This window comes from Brevundimonas albigilva, assembly GCF_023573565.1.
GTDB lineage: Bacteria > Pseudomonadota > Alphaproteobacteria > Caulobacterales > Caulobacteraceae > Brevundimonas > Brevundimonas albigilva.
Window position 1 is genome coordinate 2257118 of the sequence record NZ_CP097649.1, and the last position, 17517, is coordinate 2274634.

The window sequence follows — 17517 nt, forward strand, 5'->3', positions numbered from 1 at the left end:
GAGCCGATGCAGTTCCAGCGCCTCCGGCTCGTCGGGTTCAAGTCCTTCGTCGACCCGGCCGAGGTGCAGATCGAGGCGGGGCTGACTGGCGTCGTCGGACCCAACGGCTGCGGCAAGTCCAATGTGCTGGAGAGCCTGCGCTGGGTCATGGGCGCCAACTCGGCCAAGGCCATGCGCGGCCAGGGCATGGACGACGTCATCTTCGCCGGCGCCGCCGGGCGCCCGCCGCGCAGCCACGCCGAAGTCCAGCTGACCATCGACAATGCGCAGCGCCGCGCGCCCCAGCCCTTCACCGACGCGCCGGTGCTGGAGGTGTCGCGCCGCATCGACCGGGGCCAGGGCTCGACCTACCGCATCAACGGCAAGGAGGTGCGGGCGCGCGACGTGCAGCTGCTGTTCGCCGACGCCTCGACCGGCGCCAACTCCCCCGCCCTGGTGCGCCAGGGCCAGATCTCCGAACTGATCGCCGCCAAGCCGCAGAACCGCCGCCGCATCCTGGAAGAGGCGGGCGGCGTCGCCGGCCTTCACACCCGCCGCCACGAGGCCGAACTGCGCCTGAAGGCGGCCGAGGCCAATCTGGACCGGCTGGACGACATCGGCCGCGAACTGGAGACGGCGCTGAACCGGCTGAAGCGCGAGGCGCGGCAGGCCGAGAAGTACAAGAAGATCTCCGCCGAGATCCGCGCCCTGCAGGCCGCGCTGCTGTTCGTCCGCTGGAACGACGCCAGGGTCGCCGCCGAAGCCGCCGCCGCGGAACTGCGCCAAGCCGACCAGGCCGTGGCCGAGACCACGACCGCCGCCGCCGCCGCCCAGACCGCCGCCCTGGCCGCTCAGGAGGCCTTGAAGCCCGCGCGGGAGGAGGACGCCGTGGCCTCGGCCCTGCTGCACCGCGCCAGCCTGGAGCGCGACCGCCTGGACATGGCCGAACAGGCCGCCCGCGCCGAGGTGGACCGGCTGAAGGCCGAGGCCGCCCGCATCGCCGCCGACGCCGAACGCGAGGAGGGCATGGCCGCCGACGCCCGGCGCGAACTGGACCGGCTGGACCACGAGCTGGACCGGCTGAAGGCCGAGATCGCCGCCGCCCCCGAACGCGGCCCCGAACTGGACACGGCGCTTCAGCTTGCGGAAGACGCCCGCAAGGCCGCCGACGCCGAGGTCGAGCGGCTGGCCGGAACCCTGGCCGCCGTCGAGGCGCGCGCCAACGCCGAGACCGCCCGCAAACGCGACGCCGAGGCGCGGCTGGCCCGCGTCGTCGCCCAGCACGCGCAGGCCGGGCGCGAGCGCGAGGCGTTGGGCCCGCTGGAGACGCCCGAGCTTGAGGCCGCGCGTCAGGCGCTGGCGGCGGCGCAGGCCGACCTGGCGTCCGCGCGCGACGCCGTCGAGGCCGCCGAGGCGAAACGCGGCGACCTCGCCCGCGCCGAACAGGACGCCCGCACCGCGGCGCGGAGCGCCGAGGACCGGCTGGGCCGCCTGCAGACCGAGGCGCGGGGTCTGGCCCAGCTGCTGGTCACCGGCAAGCGCGACCACCCGCCCGCCCTGGACAAGGTTCGCGCCGACAAGGGCTATGAGGCCGCCCTGGCCGCCGCTCTGGGCGACGATCTGGACGCCGCGCTGGACCCGAAGGCCGCCGCGCACTGGGCTGGAGCGCGGGCGTCCACGCCCGCCTGGCCCGCCGGCGTGGAGCCGCTCGCCGACCATGTGCAGGCGCCGGATCAATTGGCCGCACGCCTGGCCCTGTGCGGCGTCGCGCCCCGGGCCGACGTCGGGCGTCTGGCCCAGGCCCTGCCCGCCGGCGCGCGCCTGGTCACGGTCGAGGGCGACCTTTATCGCTGGGACGGCTTCGTCAGCCGCGCCGAGGCGCCCCGCCCCGCCGCCGTGCGCCTGGCCCAGCGCACCCGGCTGGCCGAACTGGAGACCGACATCGACCAGGGCAGGCCGGCGCTGGAGGCCGCGCAGGCCGCGCAGAAGGCCGCCACCGAGGCGTTCCGGGCCGCCGAAGACGAAGTGAAGGCCGCCCGCCTTGCGCCCTTCGCCGCCGACAAGGCCGCGACCGCCGCCCGCGACCGGGTCGAGACCCTGGCCCGCGACCAGGCCCGGCGCGAGGCCCGCGCCCAGGCGCTGGACGACACCGTGGCCCGGCTGGCGGTCGAGGTCGCCGAGGCCCAGGCCGCCTTCGACGCGGCCCAGTCTGTCGAGGCGCCGTCCGAGACCCTGGCCGGGCTGCGCGACGAACTGGCGGCCGCGCGCGGCGCCGCCGAGGCCGCGCGGACCGCGGCCCAGACCGCGCGCTCGGACCGCGACGCCGAGGCGCGCGACCGGCAGAGCCGCGAACAGAGGCTGGGCGCCCTGACCCGCGCGCGCGACGGCTGGATCGCGCGCTCGAAGGACAGCGCCGCCCGCGTGGCGTCCCTGGCGCGGGATGCGGACAGGACCGCCGCCTTGCTGAAACAGGCCGAGGTCGCGCCGCAGGGCTTCGCCGAGCAGCGCGGCAGGCTGCTGGACATGCTGAGCGAGGCCGAGCGGCGCAAGCGGGCCTCTTCCGACGCCATGGCCGCAGCCGAGACCGAAGCGACCGAGGCCGACCGCGCCGCCCGCGCCGCCGAGGCCGCCGCCGCCCAGGCGCGCGAGGCCCGCGCCGGCCTGGCCGCCCGCGCCGAAGCCGCCGCCGAAAAGCTGGCCGAGGCCGAGACCACCGTGCGCGAGACGGCGCAGATGTCGCCCGAGGACCTGGGGCGCAAGCTGAGCGACGACGCCGTGGCCCGCCCCCCCGACGCCGCCGGGGCCGAGAGCCTGCTGTTCGGCCTGGAGCGCGAGCGCGAGGCCCTGGGCGCCGTCAACCTGCGCGCCGAGGACGAGGCGGTCGAATACGGAGAACGCCTCAGCGCCATGAAGACCGAGCGCATCGACCTGACCCAGGCGATCGCCAAGCTGCGCGACGGCATCGACGAGCTGAACGCCGAGGGGCGCGAGCGCCTGCTGGCCGCCTTCGAGGTCATCAACGAGAACTTCAAGGCGTTGTTCGAGGCCCTGTTCGGCGGCGGCCAGGCCGAGCTGAAGCTGGTCGAGAGCGACGATCCGCTGGAGGCGGGCCTGGAGATCTACGCCTGCCCGCCCGGCAAGCGGCTGTCGGTCATGAGCCTGATGTCCGGCGGCGAGCAGGCCCTGACGGCGGCGGCCCTGATCTTCGGCGTCTTCTTGGCCAACCCCGCCCCCGTCTGCGTGCTGGACGAGGTGGACGCCCCGCTGGACGACGCCAACGTCGACCGCTTCTGCCGGATGCTGGACGAGATGAGGAAGCGCACCGACACCCGCTTCATCGTCATCACCCACAACCCGGTCACCATGAGCCGCATGGACCGCCTGTACGGCGTCACCATGCCCGAGCGCGGCATGAGCCAGCTGGTCTCGGTGGACCTGCACCAGGCCGAGACGCTGGTCGCGTGACGATCCTCCCCCGAGAAGCGCAGCGGAACGGGGGAGGGGGACCGCGCGCAGCGTGGTGGAGGGGGCGGATGGCGCTCAGATGCTGCCGTTGCGATCCCGATCCCTCTCCCACGCCCGCCGCCCCTGCGGCGTCCGCCCCCTCCCCCGCTTCGCGGTCCCCCTCCCCCGCCGTGCGGGGGAGGATCTGGGGCGTCGCGGGGCTGCTGTTCGCCTCGCCCGCCCTGGCGGAGCCCCAACTGGTCGAGACCGGCGTGGGGCGGTTCGCGCAGTTCGCGGACGTGGCCTCCATCGAACGCGAGGGCGACGTGGCCCGGATGCGGAGCCTGCAGGTGGCCGAGGAAGGCTTTCGGGTCGGCGAGGCGCTGTACGTCGGCGGCTGGTCGCGGTGGGCGTTCGACTGCCGGGCGAGGACGGCGGATCGGCTGGACTTCGCCTCGCTGCGCGCCGACGGGGTCGAGGGGCCCGCGACGCCGGAGCCCGCCCCGGCCTACGACGCCGCGCCGGGCGGGGATGCGGCCGAACTGCTGGCCGTGGCCTGTGGGGAGGCGCGGCCGGAGACCGTCCTCACGCTGGACCAGGCGATCGAGCGGGGGCGATCGGCGCTGGCGGACTGATCGACGCCCCCTCCCCCTGCGGCCATTCCACGCGGTCGCGGGGCAGGGCCTCGCGGCATTCGTCGCGCATGAAGGCCATCAGCTTCTCGCGGATCTCGCAGCGCAGGTCGAAGGCGATGCCGGCGTTGCGGGCGCTGGCCAGGCAGCGGACCTGGAGCACGCGCTCGGTGATGTCGGTCACCTGCATGACCTGGACGTCGCCGTCCCAGTGTCTGGACGCCCTGACGATCCCCTCGAAGGCCGCGCGCAGCCGGTCGATCGGCGCCTCGTAATCGACATAGAAGAAGGCCGAGCCGATCAGGCGGGCGTTCTCGCGCGTCCAGTTCTGGAAGGGGGTGGTGATGAAGTAGCTGAGCGGCAGGACCATGCGCCGCCAGTCCCAGATCTTGACCACGACGTAGGTGGAGGTGATCTCCTCCACATTGCCCCACTCGCCTTCCACGATGACGGCGTCGTCGATGCGGATGGGCTGGGTCAGGGCGATCTGGATGCCGGCGACCATGTTGGTCAGGATCGGCTGCAGCGCCAGGCCGGCGATGATGCCGAGCACGCCGGCCGAGGCCAGCAGGCTGACGCCCCACTGGCGGAAGCCCGAGATGGTCATCAGGGCCAGGCCGACCGTGACGATGAACAGGATCACCTTGGCCACCCGCTGCAGGATGCGGGTCTGGGTCAGGTGCTTGCGGGCCAGCAGGTTGTCCTCGACGGCGACGTTGTACCGCTTGAGGTGCATGACCGACCACATGTCGAGCACCCCCGACGCCAGCCAGCCCAGCGTCAGGATGAACAGGAAGACCAGGACGTCGCGGATGTCGGCCGACGGGCCGGGGTCCATCGGCGAGACGGTCACGCCGATGCCGACGCCGATGATGATGATCAGGATGCGCAGCTTCAGCCGCGCCCGCTCGACCACGCCGCGCCAGAAGACGTCCTTGTCCTTCACCAGGCGGCGCAGGATGGCGAAGGCGATCTTGTGCGTCAGCCAGCCGCCGCCGACGAAGACCAGCAGCACCAGGGCGATCACGGCCCATTCCGGCAGCCAGTCGAAGCGGCGCCACAGCGCGACGATCTCGCGGGTGAGGTTGGTGATCTCGGAAGGCATCGGTTCCTAACGCATCACGGCCGGGGCGGTTGTCATTCCCTCGCTCCCCGTCCGGGGGAGGGAGAGGCGTTGGCCGTCGCCTCGACCAGGTCGGCCAGGCGCTGGGCGGCGTCGGGAATGGCGACAGAGCGGGCGGCGGTCGACATGGCCGACAGGCGCGCCGGGTCGGACAGGACGCCGTCCAGCGCGGCGGCCAGGCGGTCGACGGTCAGGTCGTCCTCCAGGATCACCTGGGCGGCGCCGGCGTCGACCAGGGCCTTGGCGTTCAGGCGCTGGTGGTCGTCGGTGGCGATCTTGAGCGGGATCAGGATCGACGGCACGGCGGCGACGGCCAGTTCGGCGCAGGTCGAGGCGCCGGAGCGGCCCACCACCAGATGGGCCCGCGACAGCCGCTGGGCCATGTCGCGGAAGAAGGGGGCGACCTCGGCCTCTATCCCCGCCTCCAGATAGACCTGGCGGGCGGCCTCCAGCGTTTCGGGCCGCGACTGCTGCTGGACCTTCAGGCGGCGGCGCAGGGGGTCCGGCAGGGCGGCCAGGGCGCGCGGCGTGGTCTCGGACAGCAGGCGGGCGCCCTGGCTGCCGCCGGTGACCAGGACGTGGATCGGGCCGTCCCCGGCCGGGGCGACATAGGCGCGGTCGAACAGGGCGCGGATGTCGGCGCGCACGGGCGAGCCGACCACGTGGGCGCGACCCTGGACCGCCGCCGGAGCGCGCTCCAGCGTCGGGAAGGACGAGGCGACGGCCTTCACATGGGGCGCCAGGGTGCGGTTGGTGCGGCCCAGCACGGCGTTCTGCTCATGGATCACGGTCGGCCGGGCCGAGACGACGGCGGCGACCAGGGCCGGCGCCGACGGATAGCCGCCGAAGCCGACCACCACGTCCGCGCCCAGCCGGTCGAAGGCCGACCGGGCCTGCATCACCCCCCGGAAGATGGCGACGCCCGCCTTGACCAGGCCCAGCGGGCCCGAGCCGGTCGCCGCGTCCAGCGCCAGCCGCTCCTCGGCCGGAAAGGCGTGGGCGTACTGCTCGCCGCGATGGTCGGTGGCCAGGACCACGCGCCAGCCGCGCGCGGCCATCTCTCGCGCCAGGGCCTCGGCCGGGAACATGTGGCCGCCGGTGCCGCCGGCGGCGACGACGCAGAGCTTGGTCATGGAGGGCTCCGAAAAAACACCGTCTGAATAGTGTGAATTGTCTGAAATCGGGACGGGGGGAGCGGAAAAAGAGAGTCTGGATAGTGTGAAAGGTGCGAAATCGGGCGGTCCGGTTCCTCCTGTCGTCATCCTCGGGCTTGACCCGAGGATGACGGGTTTGGGGCGTGGGGTTGGGATAATCGCACGGTTCTGGAGCGTGTCAGGCAAAACGGCGATCGGGCGCACCGAGGCGTTGATTTATCTCGACTTTGCCCGCTGAGTTGTGATGGCCGACCCTTTGCTCGTCATCCTAGGCCTTGTGCCTAGGATGACGGGAAGTAGAAGGCGGAAAGCGGTACAAGACGTCAGAGCAGCCGCCGCCGCGTCGCCAGGGTGGCGCCGGGTTCGTAGGCGCCGGGGCGGCGACGGGTCAGGGCCAGGGCGAAGCCCATCGTCAGGCCCATCGCCAGCATGGAGGAGCCGCCGTAGCTGATGAAGGGCAGGGTCATGCCCTTGGTCGGGATCAGGTTCAGGTTCACCGCCACATTGATGCAGGCCTGAAGCCCGATCAGCATGAACAGGCCCGCCGCCGCCGTCTGCTCGAACGAGTCGGTCAGCTTCATCGCCCGGCGCATCCCCCGGATGACGATGAAGGCGTAGAGGCCGATCATCAGCAGGCTGAGCACCAGGCCGAACTCCTCGGCGCCGACGGAATAGATGAAGTCGGTGTGCAGGTCGGGGACGTGGCGCTTCATCACCCCCTCGCCCACCCCGCGGCCCAGAAGGCCGCCGGCGCGGATGGCCTCGGACGCCGCGTCGATCTGGTGGGTGTCGGTGCTGTCGGGCGAGAAGAAGCGGCTGAGGCGGTCGCGCATATGGCCGAAGACGAAATACAGCGACACCAGCCCCGCCATGCCCAGGCTGGCCAGCACCGCCATCCACTTGAACGGCACCCCGGCCATGAAGAAGACGGCCATGAAGGTGGTGGTGATCAGCAGCGTCTGGCCGATGTCCGGCTGGATCAGCAGCAGGCAGACGGTCAGGGCGTAGAATCCGAAGGCGATGGTGACGCCGGGCACGCCCTGGCCCTTCTGCGCCTCGGCGAACATCCAGGCGGCGAAGACGATCAGGCCGGGCTTGGCGAACTCGCTGGGCTGGAGGCTGAACGGGCCCAGGTTCACCCAGCGCGCGGCGCCCTTCACCGTGTCGCCGATGAACGGCAGGGCCATCATCACGACGATGGCGCCGGCCAGGGCCAGCAGGGCGATGCGCCGAACGCCGCGCGGCGACATCAGCGAGGTCGTCAGCATCGTCACCAGGCCCGCGCCGGCGAAGACCATCATGCGCCAGGAATAGTGGAAGGGGTCGGTGATCGATTCATCCGCCAGGATCGCCGCCGGGCTGGAGGCGAAGCTGAGCGCCACGCCCAGGCCCATCAGCGCCAGGGCCGCGCCGAGCAGGCCCCGGTCGACGGTCCAGAACCAGCGCGCGACCAGGCTCTGGTCGTTGCGGGAGAAGGCGGGGGTGTAGGCGGCGCTCATGACGCGGTCTCCGGCGTGGCGCCGAGGTTGAGGGCGGCGGCGCGGAAGGCTTCTCCGCGCGCCTCGAAGTCGGGATACTGGTCGAAGCTGGCGCAGGCGGGCGACAGCAGCACGATCTGGGGGCCGCCGGCCGAGGCGGCGTCGCGCGCGGCGGCGGCGACGGCGGCGTCGATGGTGTGGACGATCTGGTGCGGCGTGTCGCCCAGCGCGGCGGCGAAGGCGTCGGCCGCCTCGCCGATCAGATAGGCCCTGGCGATGCGGGGGAAGAGGTCGGCCAGGTCGTCGATGCCGCCGTCCTTGGCCCGGCCGCCGGCGATCCAGAAGACGGACGGATAGCTGGACAGGGCCTGGCGCGCGGCGTCGGCGTTGGTGGCCTTGGAGTCGTTGATGAAGCGCACCGGGCCGATATGACCGATCGCCTCCATGCGGTGGGCCAGGCCGGGGAAGGTGAGCAGGCCCTCGACGGCGGCGTCGTGCGACACGCCCAGGGCGCGGGCCGTGGCGTAGGCGAAGGCGGCGTTCTGGGCGTTGTGGCGGCCCGGCAGCGAGCGGGCGGTGGAGAGGTCTATGCCCGGCCCTTCATCGATCTCGATACGGCCGGGGGCGGCCCGCACGATCCCTTCCCCCCTCGCGGGGGAAGGTGGCTTGCGGAGCGAGACGGATGGGGGGGCTGTTTGCGACGGATCGGCTGGCAGGGCGTCCTGTTCCGACAGCCCCCCCATCCGGCCCTTCGGGCCACCTTCCCCCGCGAGGGGGGAAGGGGATGCGGTGCGAACCTCGACCGCGGAACGGCCGTCCGCGCGCAGGCCGGCGAGGATCTCCCGCCCCCACCGCTCGTCCACGCCCACCAGCGCTGTCGCATCCGGCCGCTGCGCCTGGAAGATGCGCCGCTTGGCCGCGACATAGCCCTCCATGCCGCCGTGGCGGTCCAGGTGGTCGGGGCTGATGTTGGTCAGGATGGCGACGTCGGGGGCGAAGGTGGTGGTCAGGTCCAGCTGGTAGCTGGAGACCTCGATGACATAGACCGCCTCGGGCGTCGGCGCCGGCAGGGCCAGGACGCCGATGCCGATGTTGCCGCCGACGTGGACCGTCAGCCCGGCCTGTTTCAGCACCCAGCCGATCAGGGCGGTGGTGGTGGACTTGCCGTTGGTCCCGGTGACGGCGACGACCCTGGGGCGCTGGCCCTCGGGCAGGGCCGCGACGGCGCGGGCGAACAGTTCGACGTCGCCGATGACCGGCACGCCGGCGTCGCGCGCGCGGTCGACCGTCCAGTGCGGCTTGGGATGGGTCAGGGGCGCGCCGGGCGACAGGACCAGGGCCGCGAAACCGGACCAGTCGGCGGCGGTCAGGTCCTCGACGGGAAAGCCCTCGGCCTCGGCCTGCATCCGGCCCGAGACGCCGTCGTCCCACAGGATGGGGACGGCGCCCCCGGCCTGGAGCGCGCGCGCGGCCGTGATCCCCGACCGTCCCAGGCCGAAGACCGCGACCCGCCGGTTCTCGAAGCCGGGGACCGGGATCATGCACGGACTCCGTCATCCTCGGGCTTGTCCCGAGGATCCAGATTCCCGGTGTCAGACGTCAGGGCCGGACGCCCGAAGACCGGGAGTCTGGATCCTCGCCACAAGGGCGAGGATGACGAATGAGGGGTGGTCCTCATCTCAGCTTCAGCGTCGACAGGCCGACCAGGGCCAGGGCGCCGGCGATGATCCAGAAGCGGATGACAACGGTCGATTCCGGCCAGCCCATCTTCTCGAAATGGTGGTGGACCGGGGCCATCAGGAAGATGCGCTTCTTGGTCAGCTTGTAGTAGCCGACCTGGATCATGACCGAGGCGGCCTCGGCCACGAACAGGCCGCCGACGATGCCCAAGACCAGTTCGTGCTTGGTGGTGACGGCGATGGCGCCCAGGGCGCCGCCTAGGGCCAGCGAGCCCGTGTCGCCCATGAAGATCTTGGCCGGCGGGGCGTTGTACCAGAGGAAGCCCGCCCCCGCCCCGATCATGGCGGCGCAGAAGATGGCCAGTTCGCCCGAGCCGGGCACGTGGTGGATCTGAAGATACTCGGAAAAGACGAAGTTGCCCGCCAGATAGGAGATCACCCCGAAGGCGGCCGCCGCCATCATCACCGGCACGGTGGCCAGGCCGTCCAGCCCGTCGGTCAGGTTCACGGCGTTGGAGAAGCCCACGATGGTGAAGGCGGCGAAGGCCACGTAGAACCAGCCGATATTCAGCAGCACCGCCTTGAAGAACGGGAAGGCGATCGAGGTCTCCAGCCCCGGCGAGGTGGGCGAGCGGGTCATCCACAGCACGGTCAGGACGCCGGCGATCACCGCCACCAGGGTCTGGGCGGCCAGCTTCTGCTTCGACGTCAGGCCGGCCGAGGTCTGTTTGGTGACCTTGGCGTAGTCGTCGATGAAGCCCAGCACGCCGAAGGCCGCCGTCACGCCGGACACGATCCAGATGTAGGGATTGGTCAGGTCGCCCCACAGCAGCACCGCCACGCCGATGCCCGCCAGGATCATCAGCCCGCCCATGGTGGGGGTGCCGACCTTGGACAGGTGCGAGACCGGGCCGTCGTCGCGGATCGGCTGGCCCCGGCCCTGCTTGGCGCGGATCCAATTGATGAAGCGGCTGCCCATCGCCACCGCCACGATCATCGCCGTGGCCATGGCCAGGGCCACGCGCACGGTCTGATACTGGATCAGGTTCAGCAGCGGATACTGGTGCGCGACGTCGGCGTAGTAGAGATAGAGCAGGTAGAACATTCTTCTTTTCCCTACCGCGCCGCCCGGGGGGCGTCGCTGCCTGAGGGGGCGCCTTCGGCGTTTTGGAGATCGGCCAGGGCCTGGGCGACCAGCGAGGCCTTCGATCCGTTGGAGCCCTTGACCATGACGACGTCGCCGGGACCGGCCAGCAGGGCGGCCTCGGCGGCCAGTTCGGCGGCGGTCTCGCGCCACAGGCCCCGGCGCGAGGCCGGCAGGGCGTCGTAGAGCCAGCGCATCTGCGGCCCGGCGGCGTGGACCAGGTCCAGGCCCGCCGCCTCGATCGGACCGGCCAGACCCTCGTGCAGGGCGCGGCTGTGCTCGCCCAGCTCCAGCATGTCGGTCAGGACCACGACGCGGCGGCCGGGCGCGGCGCGCGCGCCCAGGGTCCGGAAGCCGGCCGCCATCGACAGGGGATTGGCGTTGTAGCTCTCGTCGATCAGGGTGAAGGCCCCGCCGGGGACAGCGACCGTGCGGGTCTGGCCGCGCCCGGCCAGGGGCTGGAAGCCGGCCAGGGCCTGAAGCCCCGTCTCCAGCGGCACGTCCAGGGCGTCCAGCATCAGGAGGACGCACAGGCTGTTCAGGCCCCAGTGGGCGCCGGACTGGGCCAGGCGGTAGTCCAGCGGCCGGCCGAACAGCTCGGCCCGGACCGTCGCGCCCTCCGCGTCCGGGCGGAAGTCGATCAGGCGGGCGTCGCAGCCGGGGCCGGCGCCGAACACGGCCAGGCGCGCGCCGACCGACCTGGCACGGTCGCACAGCAGGCCGGAGAAGGCGACGTCGCCGTTGGCCACGGCCGTTCCGCCGGGGACCAGGCCGTCGAAGATCGAGGCCTTCTCGCGCGCCACGCCCGCCTCCCCGTCCGCAAAGGCCTCGATATGGACCGGGCCGACGGTGGTGACGCAGGCGGCGTGAGGAGCCACGAAGCGCGACAGGGGGGCGATCTCGCCCGGCGCGTTCATGCCGATCTCAAACACGGCGCGTTCGGTTTCGACCGGCATCCGGGCCAGGGTCAGGGGCACGCCGATATGGTTGTTGTAGCTCTTGATCGAGGCGTGGGCGGGACCGGCCAGGTCCAGGCCGGCCTTGATCGCCTGGGTCACGCTGGTCTTGCCGACGCTGCCGGTGACGGCGCCGCGGCGGACGTGCGGGGCGCGGTCGCGCGCGGCGACGCCCAGCCGCTCCAGCCCCCGCAGCGTGTCCTGGACCATCACCGTGGGTCCGCCGTCGACCGGGCGGTCGACCAGGGCGGCGGCGGCGCCCGCGGCGAAGGCGGCGGCGGCGAACTCATGCCCGTCGCGCGCGCCGTGCAGGGCCAGGAAGAGGTCGCCGGGGGCGATCTCGCGGCTGTTGTAGGTCAGGCCGCCGATGGGGGCGTCGTCTCCGGCCAGCACGCCTCCCGTGGCGGCGGCGACTTCGGCGGCCGTCCAGAGCGGGCGGGCGGCGTTATCAGGCATGGATCGACAGGGCCTCGGACGCGACGGTGACGTCGTCGAACGGGTGGGTCACGCCGCCGACGATCTGACCCTGCTCATGCCCTTTTCCGGCGATCACCACCACATCCCCGTCGCGCATAATTTCGACGGCGGCGGCGATGGCGGCGCGGCGGTCGCCGATCTCCATCGCCTGCGGGCAGCCGGCCTTGACCTGGGCGCGGATGGCGGCGGCGTCTTCCGAGCGGGGATTGTCGTCGGTGACGATGGCGACGTCGGCCAGGCGGCCGGCGATGGCGCCCATCTGGGGCCGCTTGCCCCGGTCGCGGTCGCCGCCGGCGCCGAAGACCACGATCAGCCGGCCGGTCGCGTGCGGGCGCAGGGCCGTCAGCACCGTCTCCAGGCCGTCGGGGGTGTGGGCGTAGTCGACATAGACCTCTCCGCCCCGCGCGCCGCCGCCGACGCGCTCCAGCCGCCCGCGCGCGCCGGTCAGGCTTTCCAGGGCGCCGATCACGGCCTCGGGCCGGTCGCCCGCCGCGATGCACAGGCCCGCCGCCACCAGGGCGTTCGACGCCTGAAAGGCGCCGGCCAGGGGCAGCAGCACCTCATGGACGTCGCCGCGCGCGTCCAGGGTCAGGCGCTGGCCCTCCGGCGTGGCGACGCGGCCGATCAGGGTCAGGTCGCGGCCGCGCTCGCCCACCCCCATCACGCCCAGGCCGGCCATGATGGAGGCGGAGGCGAAGGTCGAATAGGCGTCGGAATCGGCGTTCAGGACCGCCGTGCGCCCGCGCGGCAGCAGGGTGTCGAACAGGCGCAGCTTGGCGGCGCGATAGGCCTCCATGTCGCCGTGATAGTCGAGGTGGTCCTGGGTCAGGTTGGTGAAGGCCGCCGCCTTCAGCGCCACGCCGTCCACGCGGCGCTGGTCGATGCCGTGCGAGGACGCCTCCAGCGCCAGGTGGGTGACGTCCTTGCGCGCCAGTTCGGCCATCAGGCGGGCGGCCTCGGCGGCGTCGGGGCTGGTCAGGCCGGGGCCGGTCAGGGCGTAGGTCTTGTCGCCCTTCTGGCCGACCAGGCCCAGGGTGCCCATGCTGGCCGACTTGTGGCCGATGGCGGCCCAGATCTGGCGGCAGAAGGTCGCGACCGAGGTCTTGCCGTTGGTGCCGGTCACGGCCACGCAGGTCCGCGGCTGGGTCCCGTAGAAGCCGCGCGCGGCGATGGCGTAGGCCCGGCGCACGTCGCCCGAGGTGACCAGCACCGGCGCGGCCTCGGCCGGGGTGTCGGCCGGGGCCAGGACGGCGGCGGCGCCCTGGGCCAGCGCCTGAGGGATGAAGGCCCGCCCGTCCGCCGCCGTGCCCGGCAGGGCGACGAACAGGGCGCCGGGCCGCACCTGGCGGCTGTCGGCGGTGACGGCGGTGATGACGGGATCGGCGGCGACGTCGCGCCGCAGCAGGGCCGACAGCCGCATGGGCGCGGCGACGTCGCTCATCGCCCGTCCCCTTCCACGTCCTGGTAGGCGGCGATCTTCTGGCCGTCGGCGGTGCGCCAGTGGTCGGCGCGGCGCTCCACGCCCAGGAAGCCGGCGATGCGGTCGGCGATGTTGCGCACGGCGGGCGCGGCGACATAGGCGCCGGTGCGCGGATATTTGCCCGGCTCGTCCATCACGATCAGGATGGCGTAGCGCTTGGCCGTCAGCGGTCCGTCGACCGGGAAGACGGCGGCGAAGGAGCCCACGGCGTGGGTCGGGTCGTAGCGGCCGTTGACCAGCTTGTTGGCCGAACCGGTCTTGCCCCCGACCCGCAGGCCCGGCGCATCGGCGAAGCCGCCCGAACCCTTGACCACGTTGCGGCGCATCAGGTCCAGGATGGTGCGCGAGGTGTCCTCGGTGACGATCTGGCGCGGATGGGCGTTCAGGGCGCCGCCGCGACGCAGCGACAGGGGCACCATGCGGCCGCCGTTGGTCAGGGCGCCCATCGCCTGGATGACCTGGGCCGGCGTGACCATGATGCCGTAGCCGAACGACAGCGAGGCCAGGGTGGAATCGCTCCAGTTTCGCGGCACGACCGGGCGGGCCGATTCCCGCAGTTCGACGGACGAGGCGCTGAGCAGGCCCAGCCGCTCGAAATAGTCGCGCATCCGCTCCGGCCCCATCTGCAGCGCCAGCTGCGAGGTGCCGATGTTGGACGAGTGGAGATAGACCTCCTCCAGCGTCATGACGCGGTTCTGGGCGTGGAAATCCTTGATCCGGCGATTGCCGATCTGCAGCGCCTGGGAGGCGTCGAACAGAGTGTTCATGTCCGCCAGGCCCTGGTCCAGGCCCGCCGCGACGGTGAAGGTCTTGAACACCGAGCCCATCTCGTAGTGGCCCGAGACGGCGCGGTTCAGCGTGGCCCCGTCCGGCGCGGCGCCGCGGGTCTGTTGGGTGAAGGTCGGCCAGCTGGCCATGCCCAGGATCTCGCCGGTCTGGACGTCGGTGACGATGCCGACCGCGCCCTTGGCCTGGTTCTCGATCGCCGCGGCCGCCAGTTCGTTCTCCAGCACCCCCTGGACCCGCAGGTCGATCGACAGGGGGAAGCTCTCGCCGCGCTGGCCGGCGGCGCGGATCTCGTCGTTGAAGGCCAGTTCGGCGCCCGAGACGCCCTGTCCGCCCGTGTCGGCGTCGCCGATCAGGTGGACGGCCGAACTGCCCAGCGGATAGGCGCGGCGGTCCTCAGGCTCGAAGGTGACGCCGCCCAGGGCCAGGGCGTGGACGGCCGACTTCTCGCCCGGGGTCAGGCCGTTCAGCACAATCAGGCGGCGCTCGCCGTCCATCACCTTCTTCAGGCGCGCGGCCGAGACGCGCGGCAGGGCGCGGCGGATCTGGCGGGCGGCCAGGTCGCGGTCCCAGACCTCGCGCGGGTCGATGTAGAGGCCGTAGTGGATGATGTTGGCGGCCAGCAGCTGGCCGTTGCGGTCGGTCAGGTCGCCGCGCACCAGGGCGTTCGGATTGGCCCCCGCCCAGCGGCCGCCCGCCTCGGCGAACAGGGCGCGGTAGCTGGCGCCGACGGCCAGGGCGGCGAAGACCACCGAGAAGACCACGGCGATCAGGAAGATGCGGACCCGCGCGTCGTCCTCGGGCCGGGCGTCGGCGCGGGCGCGCTCGAAGCCGTGCTCCAGGCGCAGCACCAGTTCGGACAGAGCGCGCCAGAACGGCGAAAGCCGACCCTGCAGGTCGACGTTCGGCTGGGGGCGATAGGCGCGGTGATCGTGGTCCTGGACGCTCACTGGGCGGCCTCCGCGACAGGGGCGGCGGCGGGCCCCGGAGCCGGAGCCGTCGCGGGGGCGGCGGGCGGAACGGGAGCGGGCGCGGGGGCCGCCTCGACCTTGAGCTCGGGCAGGTCGTCGGCGTCGGCCTGTTTGCGGACATCGACCGGGCCCAGGCCCATCTGGCGCGACAGGGCCTCCAGCCGGGCGGGCTGCTCCAGGCGGGCGGCCTCGGCCTTGAGCAGGCGCACGCGCTGGGCGTTTTCGCGGATGTCGCGTTCCAGCTCGGCGATGCGGCTGCTCTCGCGCGCGGCGGCGGCCTTGGCGACATAGACCGACATGACCATGACGGCGACCAGGGCCACGCCGATGATCTCGATCCAGCGCACGCCGCGCACCTTCCAGTCGAACAGGCGCTGGAGCAGGCTCTTGCGATAGGCGAAGGGGTTGGTCGCGGTCATGCCGCCGCCCTCCCCGCCATCGGAGCCCAGGCCGGGGCCTGGGTGCGGACCGCCGCGCGCAGCTTGGCCGAACGGGCGCGGGGATTGGCGGCGCGCTCCTGCTCGGTCGCCTCGCGCGCACCCTTGAACTGAAGGGCGAAGGTGGGCTTGCGCGTGTCCGTCGCGACCGGCGCGTGGCGCGATCCGCCCGGCGCATTGCCGCTGCGCTGGGCCAGGAAGGCCTTGACGATGCGGTCCTCCAGCGAGTGGAAGGTGACGACCGCCAGCCGGCCGCCGGGCGCCAGGGTCGCCTCGGCCGCCTCAAGCCCGCGCTCCAGCTCGCCCAGTTCGTCGTTCACCGCGATCCGCAGGGCCTGGAAGGTGCGGGTGGCCGGATGGATGGGCGCGCCGCGACGGCCGCCCAGGGCCTTTTCCACCGTTTCGGCCAGGTCCAGGGTGCGGGTGAAGGGCTGTTCGACCCGGCGGCGCAGGATGGCGGTCGCCACGCGGCCGGACTGACGCTCCTCGCCGTACAGTTTCAGGATATGGGCCAGGGGGCCGTGATCCCAGGTGTTGACGATGTCGGCCGCCGTTTCGCCCTCGTCGCTCATCCGCATGTCCAGCGGGCCGTCGCGCATGAAGGAGAAGCCGCGCTCGGCCTGGTCCAGCTGCATGGAGGAGACGCCGATGTCGAAGACGGCGCCGTCCAGCCGGTCCGCGTCGCTGCCGGCGAACGCCTCGGCCAGGCCGGAGAAGGGGGTGCGGACCAACTGGAACCGGCCGGGGAAGTCGGCGGCGACGGCGTCGGCGTGCGGCTGCACCGTCGGGTCGCGGTCCAGGGCGATGACGCGGGCGCCGGTCTTCAGGAGGGCGCGGGTGTAGCCCCCGGCGCCGAAGGTGGCGTCGATCATGACGTCGCCGGGCGCGGGGGCCAGGGCCTCCAGGACCTCTGCCAGCAGGACGGGGGCGTGAGGGGCGCTGGTCACGATCCGCCTCCCGCCAGCTTCATCTGGGCCGCCAGCTTCAGGGCGCCGATCTGGGCCATGCCGGCCTTGGCCAGGGCGCGCTGCTCGGCGCGGCGGGCGGCCCACTTGTCGCGGCTCCAGATCTGGAAGCGGTCGTTCAGGCCGACGATGACGACGGTGTCGTCCAGCCCCGCCTCGGCGCACAGGCCCTCGGGCAGGGTGATGCGGCCGCCGGAATCATAGGCCAGGCGCACCTGCTCGCCCATCACCTGCCATTCCAGGGCCGAACGCTCTTCGGAGCCGAACGGCAGGGCTTCGATCATCTCGGCGTAGACGGCGAACAGGCGGTCGCCGCCCGCCTCCAGGCAGTCGGCCTCGATCGAGGGAAAGATGAAGACGCCGCCGGCGGCGCCGTTCTCGGCCGTGCGGAAATCGTTGGGGATCAGGAGACGGCGCTTGCCGTCCAGCTGCTTCTCGTAGGTCGAGAGAAACACGCCCTGCCCATCGGACCCTTCGGCCCGTCCCTAGATGCCTTGGCGCACGCCCGCCGCGCACGCCTCTCAGCCCCATCTCATGAGGATGGGATATCATGGGATGAAATGGGTCTCAATGGGATTGAAGGCTTTACTTAACCATGTCGTCGGGCTGTGGCGGCGGCAACACTGGCTCAACTGAGAACATACACGGAACAATGCAAGTATTCACAGCCTGTGAGCCACTGTGAATCAGCCCGCCCCTACAGCGGGTTAACGCCCGACCGGCCGCAGATGACGGCCCAACCTTCAAATCATGGGGACAAACGGCCTCAAGCAGGCCGAAAGGGAGAGCCTCAAGCAGCGCGAAGCGCGGTA

The 17517-nt window shown here is 72.3% G+C and carries 13 protein-coding genes; 2 read left to right on the forward strand and 11 right to left on the reverse strand.

All coding sequences use genetic code 11. The features are described 5' to 3' along the window. Positions 1-6: 6 nt before the first annotated feature. Positions 7-3444 (forward strand): chromosome segregation protein SMC, encoded by a 3438-nt coding sequence (gene smc / locus M8231_RS11305; protein ID WP_250201487.1) that lies wholly within the window; start codon positions 7-9, stop codon positions 3442-3444. A 170-nt stretch (positions 3445-3614) separates the two neighbouring features. Beyond that, positions 3615-4058 carry a hypothetical protein gene (locus tag M8231_RS11310; protein ID WP_250201488.1) on the forward strand — a complete coding sequence of 148 codons (444 nt, stop codon included), beginning with the start codon at positions 3615-3617 and terminating at the stop codon, positions 4056-4058. Here M8231_RS11310 and M8231_RS11315 read toward each other — a convergent pair. From M8231_RS11315 to M8231_RS11365, 11 genes are all read right to left on the reverse strand, one after another. Next, entirely contained in the window at positions 4009-5160 is a 1152-nt protein-coding gene (locus M8231_RS11315) for a mechanosensitive ion channel family protein (RefSeq protein WP_249749893.1), read from the reverse strand. The genes M8231_RS11310 and M8231_RS11315 overlap by 50 nt on opposite strands. Before the next feature lie 32 nt (positions 5161-5192). Then, positions 5193-6311 (reverse strand): undecaprenyldiphospho-muramoylpentapeptide beta-N-acetylglucosaminyltransferase, encoded by a 1119-nt coding sequence (gene murG / locus M8231_RS11320; protein WP_249749892.1) that lies wholly within the window; start codon positions 6309-6311, stop codon positions 5193-5195. A gap of 344 nt (positions 6312-6655) precedes the next feature. Beyond that, positions 6656-7831, reverse strand: coding sequence for an FtsW/RodA/SpoVE family cell cycle protein (locus M8231_RS11325; RefSeq protein WP_249749891.1), 1176 nt, complete (start codon positions 7829-7831; stop codon positions 6656-6658). Further along, positions 7828-9351, reverse strand: coding sequence for a Mur ligase family protein (locus M8231_RS11330; protein WP_250201489.1), 1524 nt, complete (start codon positions 9349-9351; stop codon positions 7828-7830). Before M8231_RS11330 ends, M8231_RS11325 begins: the two co-directional genes overlap by 4 nt. A gap of 133 nt (positions 9352-9484) precedes the next feature. Beyond that, entirely contained in the window at positions 9485-10594 is a 1110-nt protein-coding gene (mraY, locus tag M8231_RS11335; RefSeq protein WP_250201490.1) for a phospho-N-acetylmuramoyl-pentapeptide-transferase, read from the reverse strand. Between the two features lie 11 nt (positions 10595-10605). Then, positions 10606-12045 carry a UDP-N-acetylmuramoyl-tripeptide--D-alanyl-D-alanine ligase gene (locus tag M8231_RS11340; protein WP_250201491.1) on the reverse strand — a complete coding sequence of 480 codons (1440 nt, stop codon included), beginning with the start codon at positions 12043-12045 and terminating at the stop codon, positions 10606-10608. Continuing rightward, positions 12038-13507 carry a UDP-N-acetylmuramoyl-L-alanyl-D-glutamate--2,6-diaminopimelate ligase gene (locus M8231_RS11345; RefSeq protein ID WP_249749890.1) on the reverse strand — a complete coding sequence of 490 codons (1470 nt, stop codon included), beginning with the start codon at positions 13505-13507 and terminating at the stop codon, positions 12038-12040. The genes M8231_RS11340 and M8231_RS11345 overlap by 8 nt, the downstream gene beginning before the upstream one ends. Further along, on the reverse strand, positions 13504-15282 hold the full coding sequence (locus M8231_RS11350) for a peptidoglycan D,D-transpeptidase FtsI family protein (RefSeq protein ID WP_430641148.1): 1779 nt from the start codon (positions 15280-15282) through the stop codon (positions 13504-13506). The genes M8231_RS11345 and M8231_RS11350 overlap by 4 nt, the downstream gene beginning before the upstream one ends. After that, positions 15279-15722, reverse strand: coding sequence for a cell division protein FtsL (gene ftsL, locus M8231_RS11355; protein WP_249749889.1), 444 nt, complete (start codon positions 15720-15722; stop codon positions 15279-15281). Before ftsL ends, M8231_RS11350 begins: the two co-directional genes overlap by 4 nt. Further along, entirely contained in the window at positions 15719-16687 is a 969-nt protein-coding gene (rsmH, locus tag M8231_RS11360) for a 16S rRNA (cytosine(1402)-N(4))-methyltransferase RsmH (protein ID WP_249749888.1), read from the reverse strand. Before rsmH ends, ftsL begins: the two co-directional genes overlap by 4 nt. Then, entirely contained in the window at positions 16684-17160 is a 477-nt protein-coding gene (locus tag M8231_RS11365) for a division/cell wall cluster transcriptional repressor MraZ (RefSeq protein WP_249749887.1), read from the reverse strand. The genes rsmH and M8231_RS11365 overlap by 4 nt, the downstream gene beginning before the upstream one ends. Positions 17161-17517 lie beyond the last annotated feature (357 nt).

Excerpts from the sequence above, each read along its gene's own strand:
- M8231_RS11345 (WP_249749890.1), bottom strand. The coding sequence starts at position 13,507 with ATGAGCGACGTCGCCGCGCCCATGCGGCTGTCGGCCCTGCTGCGGCGC.
- murG (WP_249749892.1), bottom strand. The coding sequence starts at position 6,311 with ATGACCAAGCTCTGCGTCGTCGCCGCCGGCGGCACCGGCGGCCACATG.
- smc (WP_250201487.1), top strand. The coding sequence starts at position 7 with ATGCAGTTCCAGCGCCTCCGGCTCGTCGGGTTCAAGTCCTTCGTCGAC.
- mraY (WP_250201490.1), bottom strand. The coding sequence starts at position 10,594 with ATGTTCTACCTGCTCTATCTCTACTACGCCGACGTCGCGCACCAGTAT.
- M8231_RS11325 (WP_249749891.1), bottom strand. The coding sequence starts at position 7,831 with ATGAGCGCCGCCTACACCCCCGCCTTCTCCCGCAACGACCAGAGCCTG.
- ftsL (WP_249749889.1), bottom strand. The coding sequence starts at position 15,722 with ATGACCGCGACCAACCCCTTCGCCTATCGCAAGAGCCTGCTCCAGCGC.
- M8231_RS11330 (WP_250201489.1), bottom strand. The coding sequence starts at position 9,351 with ATGATCCCGGTCCCCGGCTTCGAGAACCGGCGGGTCGCGGTCTTCGGC.
- M8231_RS11315 (WP_249749893.1), bottom strand. The coding sequence starts at position 5,160 with ATGCCTTCCGAGATCACCAACCTCACCCGCGAGATCGTCGCGCTGTGG.
- M8231_RS11340 (WP_250201491.1), bottom strand. The coding sequence starts at position 12,045 with ATGCCTGATAACGCCGCCCGCCCGCTCTGGACGGCCGCCGAAGTCGCC.